15 protein-coding genes and 1 tRNA gene are annotated in these 16495 nt (G+C 58.5%); 5 read left to right on the plus strand and 11 right to left on the minus strand.

Annotated features, from left to right (window positions below; all coding sequences use genetic code 11):
* Window positions 1-5 precede the first annotated feature (5 nt).
* The 8 genes from sctR to AWM69_RS06210 are packed head-to-tail and all read right to left on the minus strand — an operon-like array spanning window position 6 to window position 7965.
* Window positions 6-659: a type III secretion system export apparatus subunit SctR gene (sctR, locus tag AWM69_RS06175; protein WP_048378508.1), complete on the minus strand. Its 654-nt coding sequence runs from the start codon at window positions 657-659 to the stop codon at window positions 6-8.
* A complete protein-coding gene (locus AWM69_RS06180) occupies window positions 656-1669 on the minus strand; it encodes a FliM/FliN family flagellar motor switch protein (protein ID WP_218725983.1) in 1014 nt (337 codons plus the stop codon). The genes sctR and AWM69_RS06180 overlap by 4 nt, the downstream gene beginning before the upstream one ends.
* A complete protein-coding gene (locus AWM69_RS06185; RefSeq protein WP_131655096.1) occupies window positions 1666-2121 on the minus strand; it encodes a type III secretion system HrpP C-terminal domain-containing protein in 456 nt (151 codons plus the stop codon). The genes AWM69_RS06180 and AWM69_RS06185 overlap by 4 nt, the downstream gene beginning before the upstream one ends.
* Complete coding sequence (locus AWM69_RS06190) at window positions 2118-2519, minus strand: type III secretion protein (protein ID WP_218725984.1); 402 nt, start codon at window positions 2517-2519, stop codon at window positions 2118-2120. Before AWM69_RS06190 ends, AWM69_RS06185 begins: the two co-directional genes overlap by 4 nt.
* The gene (locus AWM69_RS06195; protein ID WP_373274288.1) at window positions 2506-3858 is read right to left on the minus strand and encodes a FliI/YscN family ATPase; all 1353 of its coding nucleotides are present in this window, start codon (window positions 3856-3858) and stop codon (window positions 2506-2508) included. Before AWM69_RS06195 ends, AWM69_RS06190 begins: the two co-directional genes overlap by 14 nt.
* A complete protein-coding gene (locus tag AWM69_RS06200; RefSeq protein WP_256930183.1) occupies window positions 3855-4769 on the minus strand; it encodes an FHA domain-containing protein in 915 nt (304 codons plus the stop codon). Before AWM69_RS06200 ends, AWM69_RS06195 begins: the two co-directional genes overlap by 4 nt.
* A complete protein-coding gene (gene sctV, locus AWM69_RS06205) occupies window positions 4766-6856 on the minus strand; it encodes a type III secretion system export apparatus subunit SctV (protein ID WP_218725985.1) in 2091 nt (696 codons plus the stop codon). The genes AWM69_RS06200 and sctV overlap by 4 nt, the downstream gene beginning before the upstream one ends.
* A complete protein-coding gene (locus AWM69_RS06210; protein ID WP_218725986.1) occupies window positions 6853-7965 on the minus strand; it encodes a TyeA family type III secretion system gatekeeper subunit in 1113 nt (370 codons plus the stop codon). Before AWM69_RS06210 ends, sctV begins: the two co-directional genes overlap by 4 nt.
* Window positions 7966-8225: 260 nt before the next feature.
* Here AWM69_RS06210 and AWM69_RS06215 point away from each other — a divergent pair, with 260 nt between their 5' ends.
* Window positions 8226-8765 carry an RNA polymerase sigma factor gene (locus AWM69_RS06215; protein ID WP_131655100.1) on the plus strand — a complete coding sequence of 180 codons (540 nt, stop codon included), beginning with the start codon at window positions 8226-8228 and terminating at the stop codon, window positions 8763-8765.
* A gap of 103 nt (window positions 8766-8868) precedes the next feature.
* On the opposite strand, the gene AWM69_RS06220 is transcribed toward AWM69_RS06215, so the two are convergent.
* On the minus strand, window positions 8869-10086 hold the full coding sequence (locus AWM69_RS06220; protein WP_131655101.1) for an MFS transporter: 1218 nt from the start codon (window positions 10084-10086) through the stop codon (window positions 8869-8871).
* A gap of 171 nt (window positions 10087-10257) precedes the next feature.
* Between AWM69_RS06220 and AWM69_RS06225 the strand changes: the two genes are divergently transcribed.
* From AWM69_RS06225 to AWM69_RS06240, 4 genes are all read left to right on the plus strand, one after another.
* Window positions 10258-10334 (plus strand) — tRNA-Met (locus AWM69_RS06225).
* 329 nt (window positions 10335-10663) lie between these two features.
* Complete coding sequence (locus AWM69_RS06230) at window positions 10664-12160, plus strand: PLP-dependent aminotransferase family protein (protein ID WP_131655102.1); 1497 nt, start codon at window positions 10664-10666, stop codon at window positions 12158-12160.
* A 168-nt stretch (window positions 12161-12328) separates the two neighbouring features.
* Window positions 12329-13399 carry a sugar phosphate isomerase/epimerase gene (locus tag AWM69_RS06235; RefSeq protein ID WP_218725987.1) on the plus strand — a complete coding sequence of 357 codons (1071 nt, stop codon included), beginning with the start codon at window positions 12329-12331 and terminating at the stop codon, window positions 13397-13399.
* A gap of 51 nt (window positions 13400-13450) precedes the next feature.
* Window positions 13451-14716 carry an MFS transporter gene (locus AWM69_RS06240; protein ID WP_218725988.1) on the plus strand — a complete coding sequence of 422 codons (1266 nt, stop codon included), beginning with the start codon at window positions 13451-13453 and terminating at the stop codon, window positions 14714-14716.
* Window positions 14717-14978: 262 nt separating this feature from the next.
* Here the strand turns inward: AWM69_RS06240 and AWM69_RS06245 are convergent, their stop codons facing one another.
* On the minus strand, window positions 14979-15308 hold the full coding sequence (locus tag AWM69_RS06245) for a protealysin inhibitor emfourin (protein ID WP_218725989.1): 330 nt from the start codon (window positions 15306-15308) through the stop codon (window positions 14979-14981).
* Window positions 15305-16375, minus strand: coding sequence for a M4 family metallopeptidase (locus AWM69_RS06250; RefSeq protein ID WP_218725990.1), 1071 nt, complete (start codon window positions 16373-16375; stop codon window positions 15305-15307). The genes AWM69_RS06245 and AWM69_RS06250 overlap by 4 nt, the downstream gene beginning before the upstream one ends.
* Between the last annotated feature and the right edge of the window lie 120 nt (window positions 16376-16495).

Here is a 16495-nt window from a genome sequence, read left to right on the forward strand (position 1 = left end):
GGGCCTCACACGTAAGACAGGAAAAGACTGTCGAGCAGACGCGTCCACCCCGACACCAGTACAAACAGCAGCAACTTGAGGGGCAATGAGATTGTCATGGGCGACACCATTTGCATCCCGAGGGCCAGCAGCAGATTCGACACAATCAGGTCAATGACAATGAACGGGATATAGATCAGAAACCCGATCTCGAAGCCCGCCTGCAACTGTGACAACACAAAGGCCGGCACCAGCAGGATCAGGTCATCGCGATCAACGTGTTGCGCCATGTGCGCAGGCCACAGGCGCGCAGTGTTATCCAGCAGGTGGGTCAGTACATCGGGTGCCGTATTGCGCAGCATAAAGGCCCGCAAGGGTTGCAAGGCCTGCAGGCCGCTGTCTTGCAAGGCCTGCACGCTACTGAGGTCGATCGGCGACTGCTTGAGGTTTTCAGAAATTTCATAACCCACCGGGGCCATCACAAACAATGTCGCGGCCAGTGCGATGCCATACAGCGCAATGCTTGGAGGCACTTGCTGCACACCAATGGCGTTACGGGTAATCATCAGGACGATGCAGATTTTCAAGAATGCCGTACACACCACCAGCAACATCGGCATCAACGATAAACCGCCGAGAAACAATGCCAGTAAAAGGGGATCAACCCCCTGAACGGTCATCGCGAGAAAGTGATGCGGGACAGTTGCAAGCCGAGGCAACCATCGACCTCCACCAGTTGACCCTGACCGATAGGCCGATCGCCATAATAAAGCCCGGCCATGCCCGCGCCGTAACCCTCGACATTCAGCACAACGCCCGGCGCCAATTGCCTGAGCTCGCCCAAACTCAAGTTGAGGGCTCCGCAGCGCACACTGAGTGCCACTGACAATTGCTCGAACGGCTCGTCAGGTTCAAGCGCACGCAGCGACTCATCCAGCGCTCCGGCATCGGTGCTGGCGAAAAGAACATCATCCATAGCCACTTCCTCAACAGAACAAACCGTCAGGCGCCTGAGCCTGTCTTCATCATCAATACGCACGTCCAGCCTGAGCCGCCCCACGTTTAACGAACCCAATCCTTCGCCGTTGAACTGCAGGCGCTCCGGCAACAGAACGTCGCCGGCGTGAACCGTACGCAACTGCCCCAGACTCAACGGCACATAGCCAAGCACCAGCGGAATCGATACCGGGAACGGATCAGGCAGCGGGACCTTGAGCGGTTGCCACGGCCCCGCGTCATACAGCGCCAGCAACCCCTCGGCAGACATGAGCATTCGGCCGACACTGCGCGACGCCCCCCGCACCACGCTAATCCGGCATTCACAGGTGCCATGCCGAACGTCTGCCAACGGTTGCAGATAACCAAACAGGCTCATTAATTGCGGGCTCATGCATTGCTGAAAAAGTGCCCAGAACCACGAGCCCGCATCGTTTCCCGAGTCCGCCAGGGTCACCGGGCACTCGCCAAACAGGCTGAGAATGGCGTCCGCATGACTCAACGTCATGACCGCACACCGGCTTTCCAAAGAAAGCGCCACCCCGCCTGACGCTGGCCCCCGCCCCGGTTCAAGCAGCAGCTCACCTGCTTCGTCGCCAACTTGAAACCGCAAGCGCAAGCCACGCCCCAGTCGCCGATAAGCCGCGACCGCCTGGCGATCCAGGCGCGGGAAGGTGATGGCGCAGAGAGTCATTGAGCGCCCCCCTGCTGCAATGACACCCGCACGGGTTGCCCGAGCCTGCGCGCCAGTCGCTCCTGACAGCATGGCTGCCGAGTCGCGAGCCAGCGCCCCGTGCAGGCTAGCTCGGGCTGCAGGGCGATATTCCAGACCCCGCGCTCATACCCTGCACTGACCTTGATCCGACCGCGACGCACCAGGTCAATGACAAACTGCAGGGGCCAAGGACCGCCCCCTTCTGCTCGGGATAACAACGGTCCGGACAAGGCCTGGATCAGTTGCGCATCGATACTGCGTGTGACATTCATATCCAAGGCCCGGGCATTGCTTGCACTGCCACGCAGCAGGTTGATAAACAGCGTGCGGTCCGAGACAGATGCTCCCGGATTAACCACCGCAGGCCAGGGCGCGCAGTCAGCATCACGCGATGGCGCACGGGGCGGGATCCGCTCTGGAGGCAAGGTCACGGGGACTTCTCCGCCAGCACGCGAATTTTCTCTACCTGGCGCAGACACTCCGCGGCCTGTTCGCAAGCGCGCTCAAGGTGTGCGCCCTGCTCGCGCCACTGCTCGATCAGCCCCAGCAATTGCTCGGTTTCACGGGCCGTTGCGGCGGTCAACATGCGCTCGGCTTCGCTCCAGCGCATCAGGCCACGGGGTGACAGCACCTGCCCCTGGTGTTCATCCAGCAGCGCCGTTCGGCTCTGTTCTTCATGCTGGCGGGCTTGCTCGACCGCTATGCGAGCCTGCTCGATTTCACTCTCCACTGCCCGTTGCGCCCTGCGCGCAGCCTGCACCGCACGTTCAGCCTTTTGGGCGCGGTACTGGCGCAGTTGCTGTAAAGCCTCACACTCAAAAGGGCACATAAGCGGTCAGCGCCCTCAGTTGCTCAAGGGTTGCCGAGAAAGGGCTGGGCTCACGCAAATCCTGTCGCAGAAAAGCCTCAACGCTCTGACGACTTTCGACCGCCCTATCGGTCAGCGCATCATTGCCCGCCTGGTACTCCCCCAACTTGAGCATCAGTTCGATCTGCTGATGGGCCGACAGCAACCGTCTCAAAGACGTCATGCTCCGGACATGCCCCGGCTCTGCCACATTGCTCATCACCCGGGACAAACTGCCCAGCACATCAATCGCCGGAAAATGTCCGCGTTCCGCCAGCGCTCGCGAAAGTACGATATGCCCGTCCAGCAAGGATCGAACCTCATCCGCCACCGGATCGTTCATGGTGTCCTGCTCGATCAGCACGCTATAAATCGCCGTGATGACGCCGTTGCAAGTCAGCCCTGCGCGTTCCACCAAGCGTGGTAACAGGCTGTAGACCGACGGGGGCAAGCCGCCGCGCCCCAGCGGTTCGCCAGCGGCCAGACCAATTTCACGTTGGGCCCGGGCAAAGCGCGTCAGGGAATCGATCAGCAATAAAACCCGCTGCCCCTTGTCTCGAAACCCTTCGGCCAATGCCGTCGCGGTGAAGGCCGCACGCGCGCGTTCCATGCTTGAGCGGTCAGCCGTCGCACACACCAGAACCGCTTTTGAACGCAGCGTTTCATCCAGTTCATGGTCGAGAAACTCCCGCAGTTCACGGCCACGCTCACCGATCAGGCCAAAGACAATGACATCGCACTCGACGTTCCGGGCAATCTCCGCCAGCAAGGTGGTCTTGCCGCACCCCGCACCCGCAAACAGCCCCATACGCTGCCCTTCACCCAGCGTGATCACGCCATCGATAGCCCGCACCCCGGTGGGCAATACACGATTTATGCGCGGCCGGTCGGTCGGTAAAGGCCCGTCGCACATCACGGTATGCCCCGCATCACTCGACGATCTGGCAAAAGCGCCCGCGCCACTGTCGTGAAGTGACCGGCCGAACCCATCAAGCACCTGCCCCAATAAATCGTCGCCCACGCGAAGCCGGTGCGCCCCGCCCAGGCGTTTGACGGCCGCTCCGGCGCGAATACCTTGCAGGTTGCCCAACGCACTGAGCATGGCGTCCTGCTGATCAAAACCGATGATTTCGGCCAGTATCCATGCCTGATCTGACGTCTCGACCTCGTACAGGTCGCCGATCCGTGCCTGAGGCAAGCGACATTGCAACAACATGCCGCTGACCCGCTGCACGCGTCCATACAGCACCACCGGCGAATAGCCGGCCAACACTGCCGACTGCCGCCGATGCCAGACCTCCAGCCGCTGCTCGATACTCACCAGCGCACCTCATAATGCCGCTTGCCTTCAAACAACAGCCGGTGATTATCGATAAAGGTCAGACGCAGCCCCTCCACTTCATCACCGAAAAACATGCGACGACCGTCTGCAAGAACCACATGGGCTTTTTTACCGCCGATGATCTGAACGATTTTGAATGGCAGGTCCGGGCTGATTTCCTGCACGCTGTTGATGACCTTTACCGACGTGTCGAATTGCGCCTGAAAGCGATCGAGCATCCGTGAAACCAGTGGCAATTGCGCCCTCAAGACGTCCCCCCTCAGCGTCACTTGATGATTGGCCAGCTCCAGCCTGATGACGCTGGCCAATTCACGCTCACTCAGCATCCTGAATAATTGCTGCTGTACCTCACGGGAGGTCTCCAGCCGGGATTTGCCATCGATTACCGGGGGCTCCAGGGTTGCAGGGGCCTCACTCACCGGCCAGCAGGCCAGGCCGGTGAACGCCAGGGCCAGTACCGTCAATACGCCCATCTGTGGCTTTTTCCATCGAGGTCTGTCGACCGTGCTCAGATCATCGACCGCCACCGCTGCTCGCGCAGAAGGCGTATCGACCGGCGCCTCCGGCCAGGGGCAGTCAGCGTTGATCACGCATAGCCGTATACCACTTATGGAAAATTCAGCACCGGGTAGCAGGTCTGCAATCTGCGCGGCGGTATTCCCCGCATCGTCCTCCACGAGTCCTGCCTGGGCCTGTACCCGCCACTTGCCCTCGATGCATTGCAACTCGGCGTGGCGGGGCTCAATACCCGGATCGTATAACGCCAGATCGGCGTCTGCATGAGCGCCGATGCCCCAGCGATCTCCCACCAGAGGCAATGCCGCCCCCTGATGCAAACCGCTGAGGACACGCAATTCAACCATCACGAAGTTGCCGGCCTGAACGTTCAAAAGGCAGCCTCATGAATCAAACTTTCGTGGTCCAGATCAAAGCGGCCAAGCACTTTCACCTTCGCCGAGCCCAACAACTCGGCAAACGATAAAACCGGCACATGGTTGAACTCGTCGATCAATAGCGTACGCAGCGGGCTGCGCAAATCGTGTGCAACCAGCAACACCCGTTTTTCGGGCAAACGCGGTGCAAACGCGTCCTTGAGCAACGCCACAAGCAGCGTGCTGTGATCACTGTCCAGGGCAAAGAACACGCCGGTCTGGGTTTGACGCAACGCCTCACGAAAGATGTTTTCTGTCTGCGGCGAAAGCAGCCAGGCGTGCAGCCCGTCCGGTTCGCTGTACAGGTGATAAATTTGCGATTTCAGGGCGATACGCGCGTAGTCCACCAGCGCCGAAACTTCACGCTCATGCTGCCCGTGCTCTGTCAGCGCCTCGACAATCAAGCGTACGGCACGCAGCGGTACACCTTCCCCGGCCAAACGCTGCAACACGGCCGCAAAACGCGAAAGCGGCATGATCCGCTGCAGTTCCTGAACCAGTTCCGGCTGACTCTGCTCCAGCCAGGAGAGAATCGATTTGCTCTCCTGAATGCCTAAAAACTGCGGCCCGCTGATCATCATCGCCCGGCGCATGCGCTCAAGAATCAGGCAGTGGGCACTGTAGGTTTCGACCTCCTCACTGGCAGGTAGCGGATCATCCGGCTGCAGCCAAAGCCAGTCTTGCTCATCACGTTGCTCACTGCCGTTGAGCGCATCTGTGGGCTCACTCGACAAACTGCCCCGCATGACGGCGACCCGATCGCCAAAGGTTGCCTTGAGCAGCGGAGCTTCGTGCACACAAAAGCGGAATTCATCCGCGGCCAGCGTGGCGTTGTACTCGATTTCAAAGGGGGGCAGCGTAATGCCGACTGCCGTGACGATGCGGTTACGTGCCTGGCGAATCGCGTGAATCAGTTGAGCGGTGCGGGCCTGATGCTGTTGAGAGTCCGAAAACTGCAGCACATAGGCGCGTGAAGGGTCGAAACTTCTCAAGTCGTCCTGGCCATTGTCTTCGGCGGCGACCTGGGGCATATCGCAAGTGGCCGGCAATCCGGGCTTGCGCCGCCACCACAGGAAAAACCCCAGAAAGAAGCTCCCCAACCCGATCACCCCAAACACCAGCGTCGGCATGCCCGGCAATACCGAAAACACCCCCATCCCCCCTGAAGCAATCATCCAGCTTTTGGGTTCTCGGGTGATCTGCTGCGCAATCTGGTTGCCGATGCTGCTGCGCGCGCACTGATCATCAGGCGCCACACGGGTGATGATCATCCCCGAGGTCAACGACACCAGCAGGGCCGGGATCTGCGCGATAAGGCCATCACCAATGGTCAGGACCGCATACAGCTCGATGGCATCCGCGGCACTCATTCCATGCTGCAGCATGCCCGTGGAGAAACCGCCCACCAGGTTGATCACCACGATGACCAGGCCGGCAATGGCATCACCCTTGACGAATTTCATGGCGCCATCCATTGCACCGAACAACTGGCTTTCGCGGGACAGCTGGTCGCGCTTGTGACGGGCCTGATTGCCGTCGATCAATCCGGCACGCAAATCACTGTCGATGGACATTTGCTTGCCCGGCATCGCGTCCAGGCTGAAACGCGCCGAAACCTCGGCCACACGCTCCGAGCCCTTGGTGATCACCAGGAAGTTGACGATCGTGATGATCAGAAACATCACCAGCCCGACCGTAAGATTCCCCCCCACAACAAAATTGCCGAAAGCCTCGACGATGTCGCCTGCGTCCTGCTCCAACAAAATCAGGCGGGTCGTCGCAATCGACAGCGCCAGACGAAACAGGGTGGTCAATAGCAAGAGTGAAGGGAAAGAAGAAAACGCCAAAGGGGTAGGCAGGTAAAACGCCAGGACAATCAGCAAGCAGGAAATACAGATATTGATCGCGATGAGCACATCGATCAGCCAGGTCGGCAGCGGAACAATAAAGATGAAAACCATCCCCAGGACAATTCCGGCGCCCAGCATTTCGCCGCCTTTGGCCATGCTTGAAAGGGCTTTATTGATCCACTGCAGGCCTGTCATTGCGCATCTCGGGCCCGGCCGCCCGCTGGCCCGACCCGGCCTTCGTCATGAGTGCGCTGCCCCATCAACAACAAGAACACCTGCAAGGTGTCCTGACGTTGCGTGTCATCGTGCCACAGCGCAAGCGGAAGACTTTGAAGCACTGAATGGATTCGATTCAGTGCGCTCAATTGGCGGTTTGGTTGATCCCCACCCAGCTCCCGGCCCAGGCACTGGACTTCATTCCGGTCAATGCCCGAGTGCGCATACCCGAGCAAACGCTGCAGCAGGCTGACGGCCGTGTGTCCGGCCTGCGGTTGCCAGGACAACGAGCACTGAATGAACAGACGGCAACTGTTCAGCACACTGCTTAGCTGACGGCATCCCTGTAGCCCGAGTAATAACGTGTGCAGCCTGCTGGTCGGCTGCGATGGCCGCTGGGCGGCCATGTCATCAGCCAGGGCCCGGCACATCATGCGCACCCCGACAACGAGGTCCTCTTCTGCGAATACGTCGAGCAATGCCTGCAAGATATTCGCCACCGTTTGCTCACCCAGCACATTGGCGTAGTACGCCTCGCGGACTGCCTGGCGTTGGGCGGGATCGCCCTTCGCCTCTTTCAACGCCTGGGCGGTGTTGAGACCGGCCTGGATCTGCCGGGCATAGTGCGTGTGAACGTGCGCCTGTAAATCCAGCGCGAGGCCGGCTTCATGCTCACGGCCCTCGGCCTGGGCCAGGGCAATCACATGCTGCAATACCACGTGGGTCCGGGTCGGATCCCCGCCGGTCAATGCCAGCAAACGCTCGACATCGGGCTTTGACAGAAGCTCCTGGTGGACACATCTGGACAACTGCCCAAGGCTGATCTGGGCGGGATGCCCCAAATGCTCATACAACTCGGCCATCTGCCTGATGCGCTGGATTTTCTGCACCCGCACATCTGTAGCCGCCGCTCGACGTGCTCGCTGAGACAGGGCTTTGTTGCTGCCTTCAACCTGTTGACTGAACAGCATGCCGACTTCTTCGGCGGCATTTTGCTGCGATGCTTGCTGCGTCGATACAGGGACAACGGATACGGAGCCTGATCGGCTCAGCACCTGCGCAACATCGTTTCTCACGTCAACTTTCATGGGGCTACCGCTCAAGGATGTTTCGCTGAGCTGTGTGGTCAGTCACAGGCAAACGGTTCCCGGGCAGTTCAATCCCTGACGGTTTGAAAAAGTTGGCGCAAGCACCGCCACCGTTATGCAAACACTGGCACACCCAACTGCCAGAAAAAAAATAACTTACATATAAATCAATAAGATATAAAAAAAATCTGGATTGGCACAGGCGGTGCTTAGGAGGTCCTCATCGAACCCTTTCGATAGCGCTTACCTGAGGACAAGTAATGGATCGCACTGACCACGCTTCAATAAAAAACTCGTTGGCCTCTCGCAAACACCTCCTCGAGCTGTCCACCGAACTCCAGAAAAAACTGAGGATGTTTATTCACAAGCGGGTTCTTAACCCCGAGGATGCAGACGATATTTTGCAGTTGACCTGCCTTGAAGCCTGGCGCAACAGAGATCGCTTCAGCGGCCAGGCAAGCCTGAGCACCTGGATGTGCGGCATTGCTCAAAACCTGATCCGCAGTCACTTTCGCCGGCTGTATGCAAAGCCGGTGCACTGCGAGTTCGATGAGCTGCTGTCCCACGGACAGGACTCCGGTACTGATCTGGGGGGACAGTTGGAAATCAATCAACGGCTGGAACGCACCCTCATTGCCATCAACCAACTGCCAGCCGCAATGCGCAAGACGGTGTACGCGTCACTGGAAACCGATGGCAATTATCGCGATACCGCCTGCGCCCTCGAAGTCCCCATCGGCACGGTGCGCTCACGGCTATCACGTGCCCGCGAAAAGCTCAGGATCGAAACCTGCTCGTGAGGCCAATGACTGGATGAGAGGGGCCGCCAACCACAGACACCGGTTAAAGGAAGTCCATGGTTGAGGGAACGTGCTTAAGGCAAGGGATTGCCTTGCACCCGGTTTATATTTTTTTCGTGCGCGGCAACAAGATGGCCAGCACACCGAACAGCGGCAGGTACGAGCACAGGCTGTACACATATTCGATGCCATGTATATCCGCCAAGTGCCCCAGCAAGGCCGCGCCAATCCCGCCAAAGCCGAACATCAGCCCGAAGAAGATCCCGGCGATCATCCCGACATTGCCCGGCACCAGTTCCTGGGCGTAGACCACAATCGCAGAAAACGCCGAGGCCAGGATGAAGCCGATAATGACACTGAGCACGCTGGTCCAGAACAGATCGACATAAGGCAGCAGCAAGGTAAACGGCGCAACGCCCAGAATCGAGAACCAGATCACCGCCTTGCGGCCGATGCGATCGCCTATTGGCCCGCCGAAAAACGTGCCGGCTGCGACAGCGCCCAGGAACAGGAACAGATACAGCTGCGAAGTCTCGATTGAGACATCGAACTTCTCAATCAGGAAGAAGGTGTAATAACTGGTCAGGCTCGCCATGTAGAAATACTTTGAAAACACCAGTAAACCCAGCACCACCAGCGCACTCAGCACCCGCTGGCGTGAAAGGCCATGGGTCGCTTTCTGCCCGGCCTTGAGCTTGAACAGGTTCAAGTGGTTGCGATACCAGCGGCTGATGACGTAAAGCAGCCCTACTGCGAACAGCGCAAACAGTCCGAACCAGGCCACATTGCCCTGACCAAAAGGAATGATGATCGCCGCTGCCAGCAACGGTCCAAAAGCCGACCCCGCATTGCCGCCCACCTGGAAGGTTGACTGCGCCAGGCCATAACGCCCGCCCGAAGCCAGCCTTGCCACCCGGGAAGCTTCCGGGTGAAAGGTCGAAGAGCCGATCCCTACCAGCCCTGCGGCAAGCAAAATCAGCGGGAAGCTGCCCACCTGAGACAGCATCAGAATCCCCACCAGGGTGCAAACCATCCCTGCCGGAAGCAACAACGGGTTGGGATGACGATCGGTGTAATACCCCACCCATGGTTGCAACAGCGAAGCGGTGAGTTGAAACGTCAGGGTAATCAGGCCGATCTGAGTGAAGGTCAGGTCATAGTTGGCCTTGAGCATCGGGTAGATCGACGGCAATACCGCCTGGATCAAGTCATTGATCAAATGCGCCAGCGCCACGGCGCCGATAATGCGCATGACGAGCGGGCTGGATTGAGGGACATCGGGAGACGCGGTTGTATTTGTTTGAGCGTTGCTGAGGGCCATGAGAGTTTCCGAACAACAGATGAATGCACACTGCAGGTGGGTCAATGTGCCATTTTTGAGCGTAACAATGCCATGCAAGGGCTGAAAAACCTTAAGCGTTTGATAGAACAGAGAAAACTTTAAGATATTTGCTTGACACATGTCCCTTACGCGGGAATAATGCGCGCCATTGGCTACATAGCTCAGTTGGTTAGAGCATAGCATTCATAATGCTGGGGTCCGGGGTTCAAGTCCCTGTGTAGCCACCAAACACTTGTTTAGAGACTTCTTCTGGAGTTGATAAACAATACAAGAAGCCCGCCCAGTGCGGGCTTTCTTGTGTCTGGAGCATTTGTTTTGTCGCTCCATGCCCCCTCGCCTTCGTGTCTGTCAGCTTGCCTGCTGCGGCAAACCGCCCCGCCCGGCAGCAACCTGTGCGCCTGGCCATTTCACTGCGCAAACCTGCGCGTGTCTCTTCCTTTCAAATAAAGCCTCGTTACTCTGGATGCAGCCGGGTTTTGCTTCGCGAGGCGGGTACAACATAATGGCGCGGTAAAGTGCCAGGGCGCGTCATAAAAACAACTGAGGCGAAAACACCATGAAATCCCCAGGCGGTATGCTCTTGACAGGTATCGCACTGGACCGCACCAGTTCGACCCCTCTTTATCGCCAGCTCTACTTGCAAATCCGCCAACAGATCCTTGCCGGCCGACTGCCAGGGGGCACCCGGCTGCCCTCGACGCGGACCTTGGGCAAAGAGCAGGCACTGGCGCGGATTACAATCCTCAATGCCTTCGACCAACTGATTGCCGAAGGCTTCCTGATATCGCGCCCCGGTGCCGGCACTTTTGTCTGCGACGAATGGGAAAGCCGTGACGCTGCCGCTGACGAGCAACGCAAGCCCCCGCGCCTGTCCAGCCTGAGCCAGTCTGTATTGTCTCTACGAAGTGACCATTTCAGTGGTATTTCCTACGCAGCCTGGGAGCCCAACTGCCCAACTTCGTTCCTGCCCAGCCACACGGCATTCGATGCCTTCCCGCTGCATGTCTGGAAACGCTTGGTAAACCGTCACCTGCGCCAGCCGACCAAGGCGATCCTCGGTTACGGCGAATTGAAGGGGCTGCTGTCGCTGCGCGAGGCAATTGCAGAATACGTCTATGACGCTCGCGGTATCGATTGTGATGCGGGCCAGGTGGTGATTCTCTCCGGCGCCCAGCAGGCCTTCAACCTGCTCGGCATGCTACTGCTCGATCCTCAGGACAGCATATGGATGGAAGATCCCGGCCATATTTCCGCACGCATCGCTCTCCAGGCCCAAGGGTGCCGGGTGGTGCCTTTGCGCATAGACGAACAGGGCATCGACGTACAGCAAGGCCTGCGGGAATGTCCGCAGGCCCGCCTGGCCTTCACCACACCGTCGCGCCAGCACCCGCTCGGCACCACGATGAGCTATGCGCGGCGCCAGGAATTGATCGAGTGGGCAGCTCGTGGCCAGCGATGGATCATCGAGGACGACTGCGACAGTGAGTTCAACTATGCGGGGCGCCCACTGCCAGCGCTCTACGCCATGGACCAATGGGCCAGGGTCATCTATGTCGGCACCTTCAGCAAAGTGCTCTACCCGTCTCTGCGACTGGGCTATGTGGTACTCCCGCAGGCACTGGTCGAACCTTTTTGCGCCATGCGCGCAGTGATGGATCGCAGCCCTTCTACGCTGCTCCAGGCGGTTACGGCAGACTTCATTCGCGAAGGTCACTTCCTCGGCCACATCCGGCGCATGCGAGCGCTCTACCAGGCGCGCCAGGACTGTCTGTTGAGTGCCCTACAGCAACGCCTGGGCAATTTCATGGAACTCAAACCCGTTACCGCCGGAATGCATCTGATCGGCTGGCTTGCACCCGAACTGGATGACGATGCCATCGCCAAGGAACTGGCCCGGCACCAGATTCATACCTACGCCCTCAACGATTACTGCATGAAGCGCTATCTGCCACCTGGCCTGCTGATCGGCTTTGCCGGAACCCCTGTAGAACAGGCCAGGGAGAAAGTCGAAGCGCTGGCCCAGGCACTGCTGAAAATGGGCCACACACTCTAACAGCCATGCTCTTTCAACGAGCGCTGCCGAAAATGCGGTTCCGACAGGCAGCCCGCAGCCTGGAAAGTGGTTCTATTAATTAAACAATAATGGATCTAGGGGCAGATCCACCCTGGTGCGATAAAGGCGTCACCGACCGATACGGTGCCTGTACCAGGAATAACTCTAATGAACTGTATTCAAGCACGCTTCAACGCCCTGTTGAGCCACAACACCGACGGCAGCTGCCCGCCTGCGCCACTGACCCCGCAACTCGCCAGTAAACTCATCGACCGGCTTGAAGGCATGCGCCTGTTCGCCCATGCCTACCCTTTGCTGAGCAACCTCACCCATGGTCGCGTCTTGCCGGGCGAGCTACTGGAGTTCGCCTACCGCCATGAGCTGCAGGGGCTGAGCCTGCACTTGCTCGATGGCGAGGCAAACAGCCTCAGCAACATGAGCCAGCATCAGCTTCTGGACTTTTCCAACCAGGCTTCGGCGCTGGGCCTGGATGTACACCTGGAGATCAGCAGTACACGCAAAGAGGACGTGGATCAGGTCATCGCTATCGCCAAGACCATCGGCACCCGCAACATCCGCGTCTATTCACGCTACGAAGGCCACCTTTCACGGGTCATGGACCTGATCGAGGACGATTTGCGCTATCTGGCCCAGCAGGCGGACGAGCACGATCTGTACTTCGACTTCGAGCAGCATGAAGAGTTGAAAAGTCACGAAATCGCACAACTGCTCAACCGCCTCGACCATCCACGCCTGCATGCATTGTTCGACTTCGGCAACATGATCAATGCCTGCGAACAACCCTTGTCAGCCCTGCAGAAACTGGCCCCGCACATCCGCCAAGTGCATATGAAAGGCGTACGGGTCGTCCCCGAACAGAATGGCTTTGGCCATTACGGCGTACTGCAAGGTAGCGCCGAGGACCAGCTGCCAAGCGCGCGCATGCTGTTCGAACTCTTGATGCTCGGTGAACAGGCGCCCCAAGTGGTTGCCTTCATCCTGGAACAGGAGAACCACTATATAGCCCCCGCTTTCCGTCAGTCGGAAGAGGCGGCAGACCCCTTCATCGACTACCGGGAGATGAGTGAAACGGCACTCCCTCCCGGCTACTCGGCAGAACGAATGATGGCCGAAGAACACCTCTGGGCGAACAACCAGATTCGCTATGTTCGCGGCGTGCTCGGTGAACTGAAAGTGCTTGCCGAACTGACGCTGGCACACACGCTGCTTCCCGCCTGATTGCGCACGACGCTCGCCATAGCGTCAACTTACAGACTGTGGAGAACAAAAATGACAGCACAGGACAAAGCCAAATGGTTCCGTTTTCTCATCCTCATTCTTGGCGGAGGAACCATCTATAAATTAGCGAGCCTGAAAGACGCATTCTACGTCCCCATTCAGCAGTACATGGGGCTGAGCCATACTCAGATTGGCACGCTACTCAGTGCCAACGCCATTATCGCCACTGCATTATTCGTGGTTGGCGGTTACCTCGCCGACCGCTTCGACACCCGTAAGCTGATTCCCTTGGGGCTGATCGGCACTGGCTGTCTGGGGCTGTATCTGGCGACCTTTCCCGGCTTCAACAAGCTGCTGATTGTGTTCTGCCTGCTGGCAGTCTGCGCGGACTGCATCTATTGGCCAGCCCTGCTCAAGGCGGTCCGCAACCTTGGTGACGACAATGAGCAAGGACGCATGTTCGGCTTTCTGGAAGGTGGCCGGGGCGTCATCGACACGCTGGTAGCGTTCTCCGCCCTGGGCGTATTCGTTGCCATGGGTTCCGGTGAAGCGGGCCTCAAGTCAGCCATCCTCTTCTACTCTGTCATCGACATCCTCGCGGGCATCCTCACCTGGTTCCTGTTGCGCGACAGCAAGGCAGCGCCCGTCGCAAAGCAAGAGTCCGCCATGTCTGGCCTGCTTGAAGCCATTCGAGTGCCGGGTATCTGGTTGGTCAGCCTCAACGTATTCATGGTCTACATCGTCTATTGCGGTCTTACTTATTTCATTCCTTACCTGAAAGATATCTACGAGCTACCTATCGCCTTGGTCGGCGCCTACGGGATCATCAACCAGTATTTTCTCAAGATCCTGGGTGGTCCGGCGGGTGGCTTCATGGCGGACAAGCATTTCAAGAGCCCCTCCCGTTACCTGAAATGGGCGTTTCTGGCCCTGCTGCCGATCATGGCAGTGATCCTGCTGATCCCCAAAGGCGAAAGCTTCATCTATATAGGCATGGCGGCCACCCTCTCCTTCGCACTGATTGTTTTCACCATGCGCGGCGTGTTCTGGGCCCCTATGAGCGAAGTGGGGATTCCCCAGCACATCACCGGTTCAGCCTTTGGCATTGGCTGCCTGATCGGTTATGCGCCCGGCATGTTCGCCTACGTGATCTATGGCTCTATCCTTGATCATTTCCCCGGCCAGCAAGGCTACAACTATGTGTTCAGCCTGATGAGCGTGCTTGCAGTGATCGGCTTCATGGTCTCCAGCCTGCTGTATCGCGCGGTGGTCAAAAACACTGCTGTCACCCAAGGCAGTGCCCTGGCGCAGGCTTGATACTTCAATAAACGCGAGTGGATGAAAGCACATCACAACGAAACCGCTTCGACCTGATTCATAGGGAAGCACACTGTCGATTGACCTGATGCATAAGCCCCGGTTCGCGAGAACCGGGGCTTATGCTTTTTGTCGGCTAGCGCTTGATGCAGACCTTGAATCCATTGAGTGGCGGTGGCCGTAGACTTCACTTGTCCAATACTCAAGGCGCCTTGCTCAATGCCCAAACCCCAGCGTTGATGTCCGCCCACAGCTCAAGAAATCAAGGCACCTCTCCCTTGTCCCAAAGCCGGACCAACTCACTCGGTGCGCTGTGCTCAGGGACTTTGAGAATCTGTTTTTCTTCCCGGTCCTCGATGCGGTAATTCAATTCGATCTGATAAAAACGCTCGTCACCGCGTCCGGCGTTGTTGGTATCCGCCGCCAGGGGCATGCAGTCCGATAGCAACAAGCAGATCTGCGTGCGCTGTCGGGGATCGCATTGGGCAAATTCTATTTCTCGCGGGCGGGTCAGCCCCGGCATGGCGGCGATCCCGCCCTGACGAGAAAGCCGTACGACCGTGGTATCGCCCAGTTCAGGAAGTTCTTTCATGGGGTGGACGGCCTCGGTTGGACGCCTACCTGCTGCCAGGCCTTGGCAATCGCTTCGACTACCCGGGGTTCGGCGCTGAAGCGGCTTTTCGCATGAGTCAGGGTCAAGGCGGCAAAATCACTGAACTCGGCGACGTTGCTCAGCCGTTTGTCGCACAGCGTGTCGTACCAGACCTGGCCCGCACGCGCCCAGGCAAATCCGCCGATGGCCACTGACGCCAGATAAAACGCCCGATTGGGAATACCGGAATTCAAATGCACACCACCGTTGTCATCCTGAGTCTGGATGTAATCGGTCATGTGCGCCGGTTGTGGGTCCTTGCCCAACACCGGGTCATCATAAGCCGTGCCGGGATTTTTCATCGAGCGCAGGGCAATGCCCTTGACCTTATCGGTCAGTAAGTCAGCACCCACCAACCAGTCAGCCTGCCCGGCGGTCTGTTGCTTGAGGAACTGCTGGGTGAGTACGCCAAATACATCCGATATCGATTCGTTCAAAGCGCCTGACTGGTGGGCATAAACCAGCCCCGCCTCACTTTCGACTACACCATGGGTCAACTCGTGAGCAACCACGTCCAGCGAGCGGGTAAACCGCTCGAAGATCTCGCCGTCACCATCGCCAAAGACCATTTGCTCGCCATTCCAAAAGGCGTTCAGGTAGTCCTTGTCGTAGTGCACCGTGCCGACCAGAGCGAAGCCGTTATTATCGATGGAGTCCCGGCCGTAGACACGCCAGAAGAAATCATGGGTGGCACCGAGTGCGTCGTAGGCCTCGTCTACGGCCGGATCGCCGCTTGCCCCCTGCCCTTCAGCCCGCACGCGCTGACCGGGTAGCTGCGTGGCATTATGGGCGTCATGCACGCTGCGCCGCAGTTGACCTTTAGCGCCGCCTTTGGCAGCCGCCACCTGCTCTGCCGAGGCTCTGGGCGGGCCTGGATTACCACTCAAGCGGTTGAAGTGACGCAATGTCACCCCTGCCTTCGCACGCTGTGGCGCGCTGCCGTTGGCCATCAGGTGCTTGAGTATGTAAGGCGGGATGATGCCGCGATAAAGGGGAGTACCAGACATTGATGCCTCCTTGACGCGATGTATTGCTGAGTCGCCCGTCCAGACGTTGATAAACGTGTGAACCCGATTTAACGATTCGGTTCCCCGAGGGCGCTGCCAGCCCGGGCGGCTGGCAGCTTT

It is taken from the genome of Pseudomonas sp. D1HM (assembly GCF_019266105.1).
Lineage (GTDB): Bacteria > Pseudomonadota > Gammaproteobacteria > Pseudomonadales > Pseudomonadaceae > Aquipseudomonas > Aquipseudomonas taetrolens.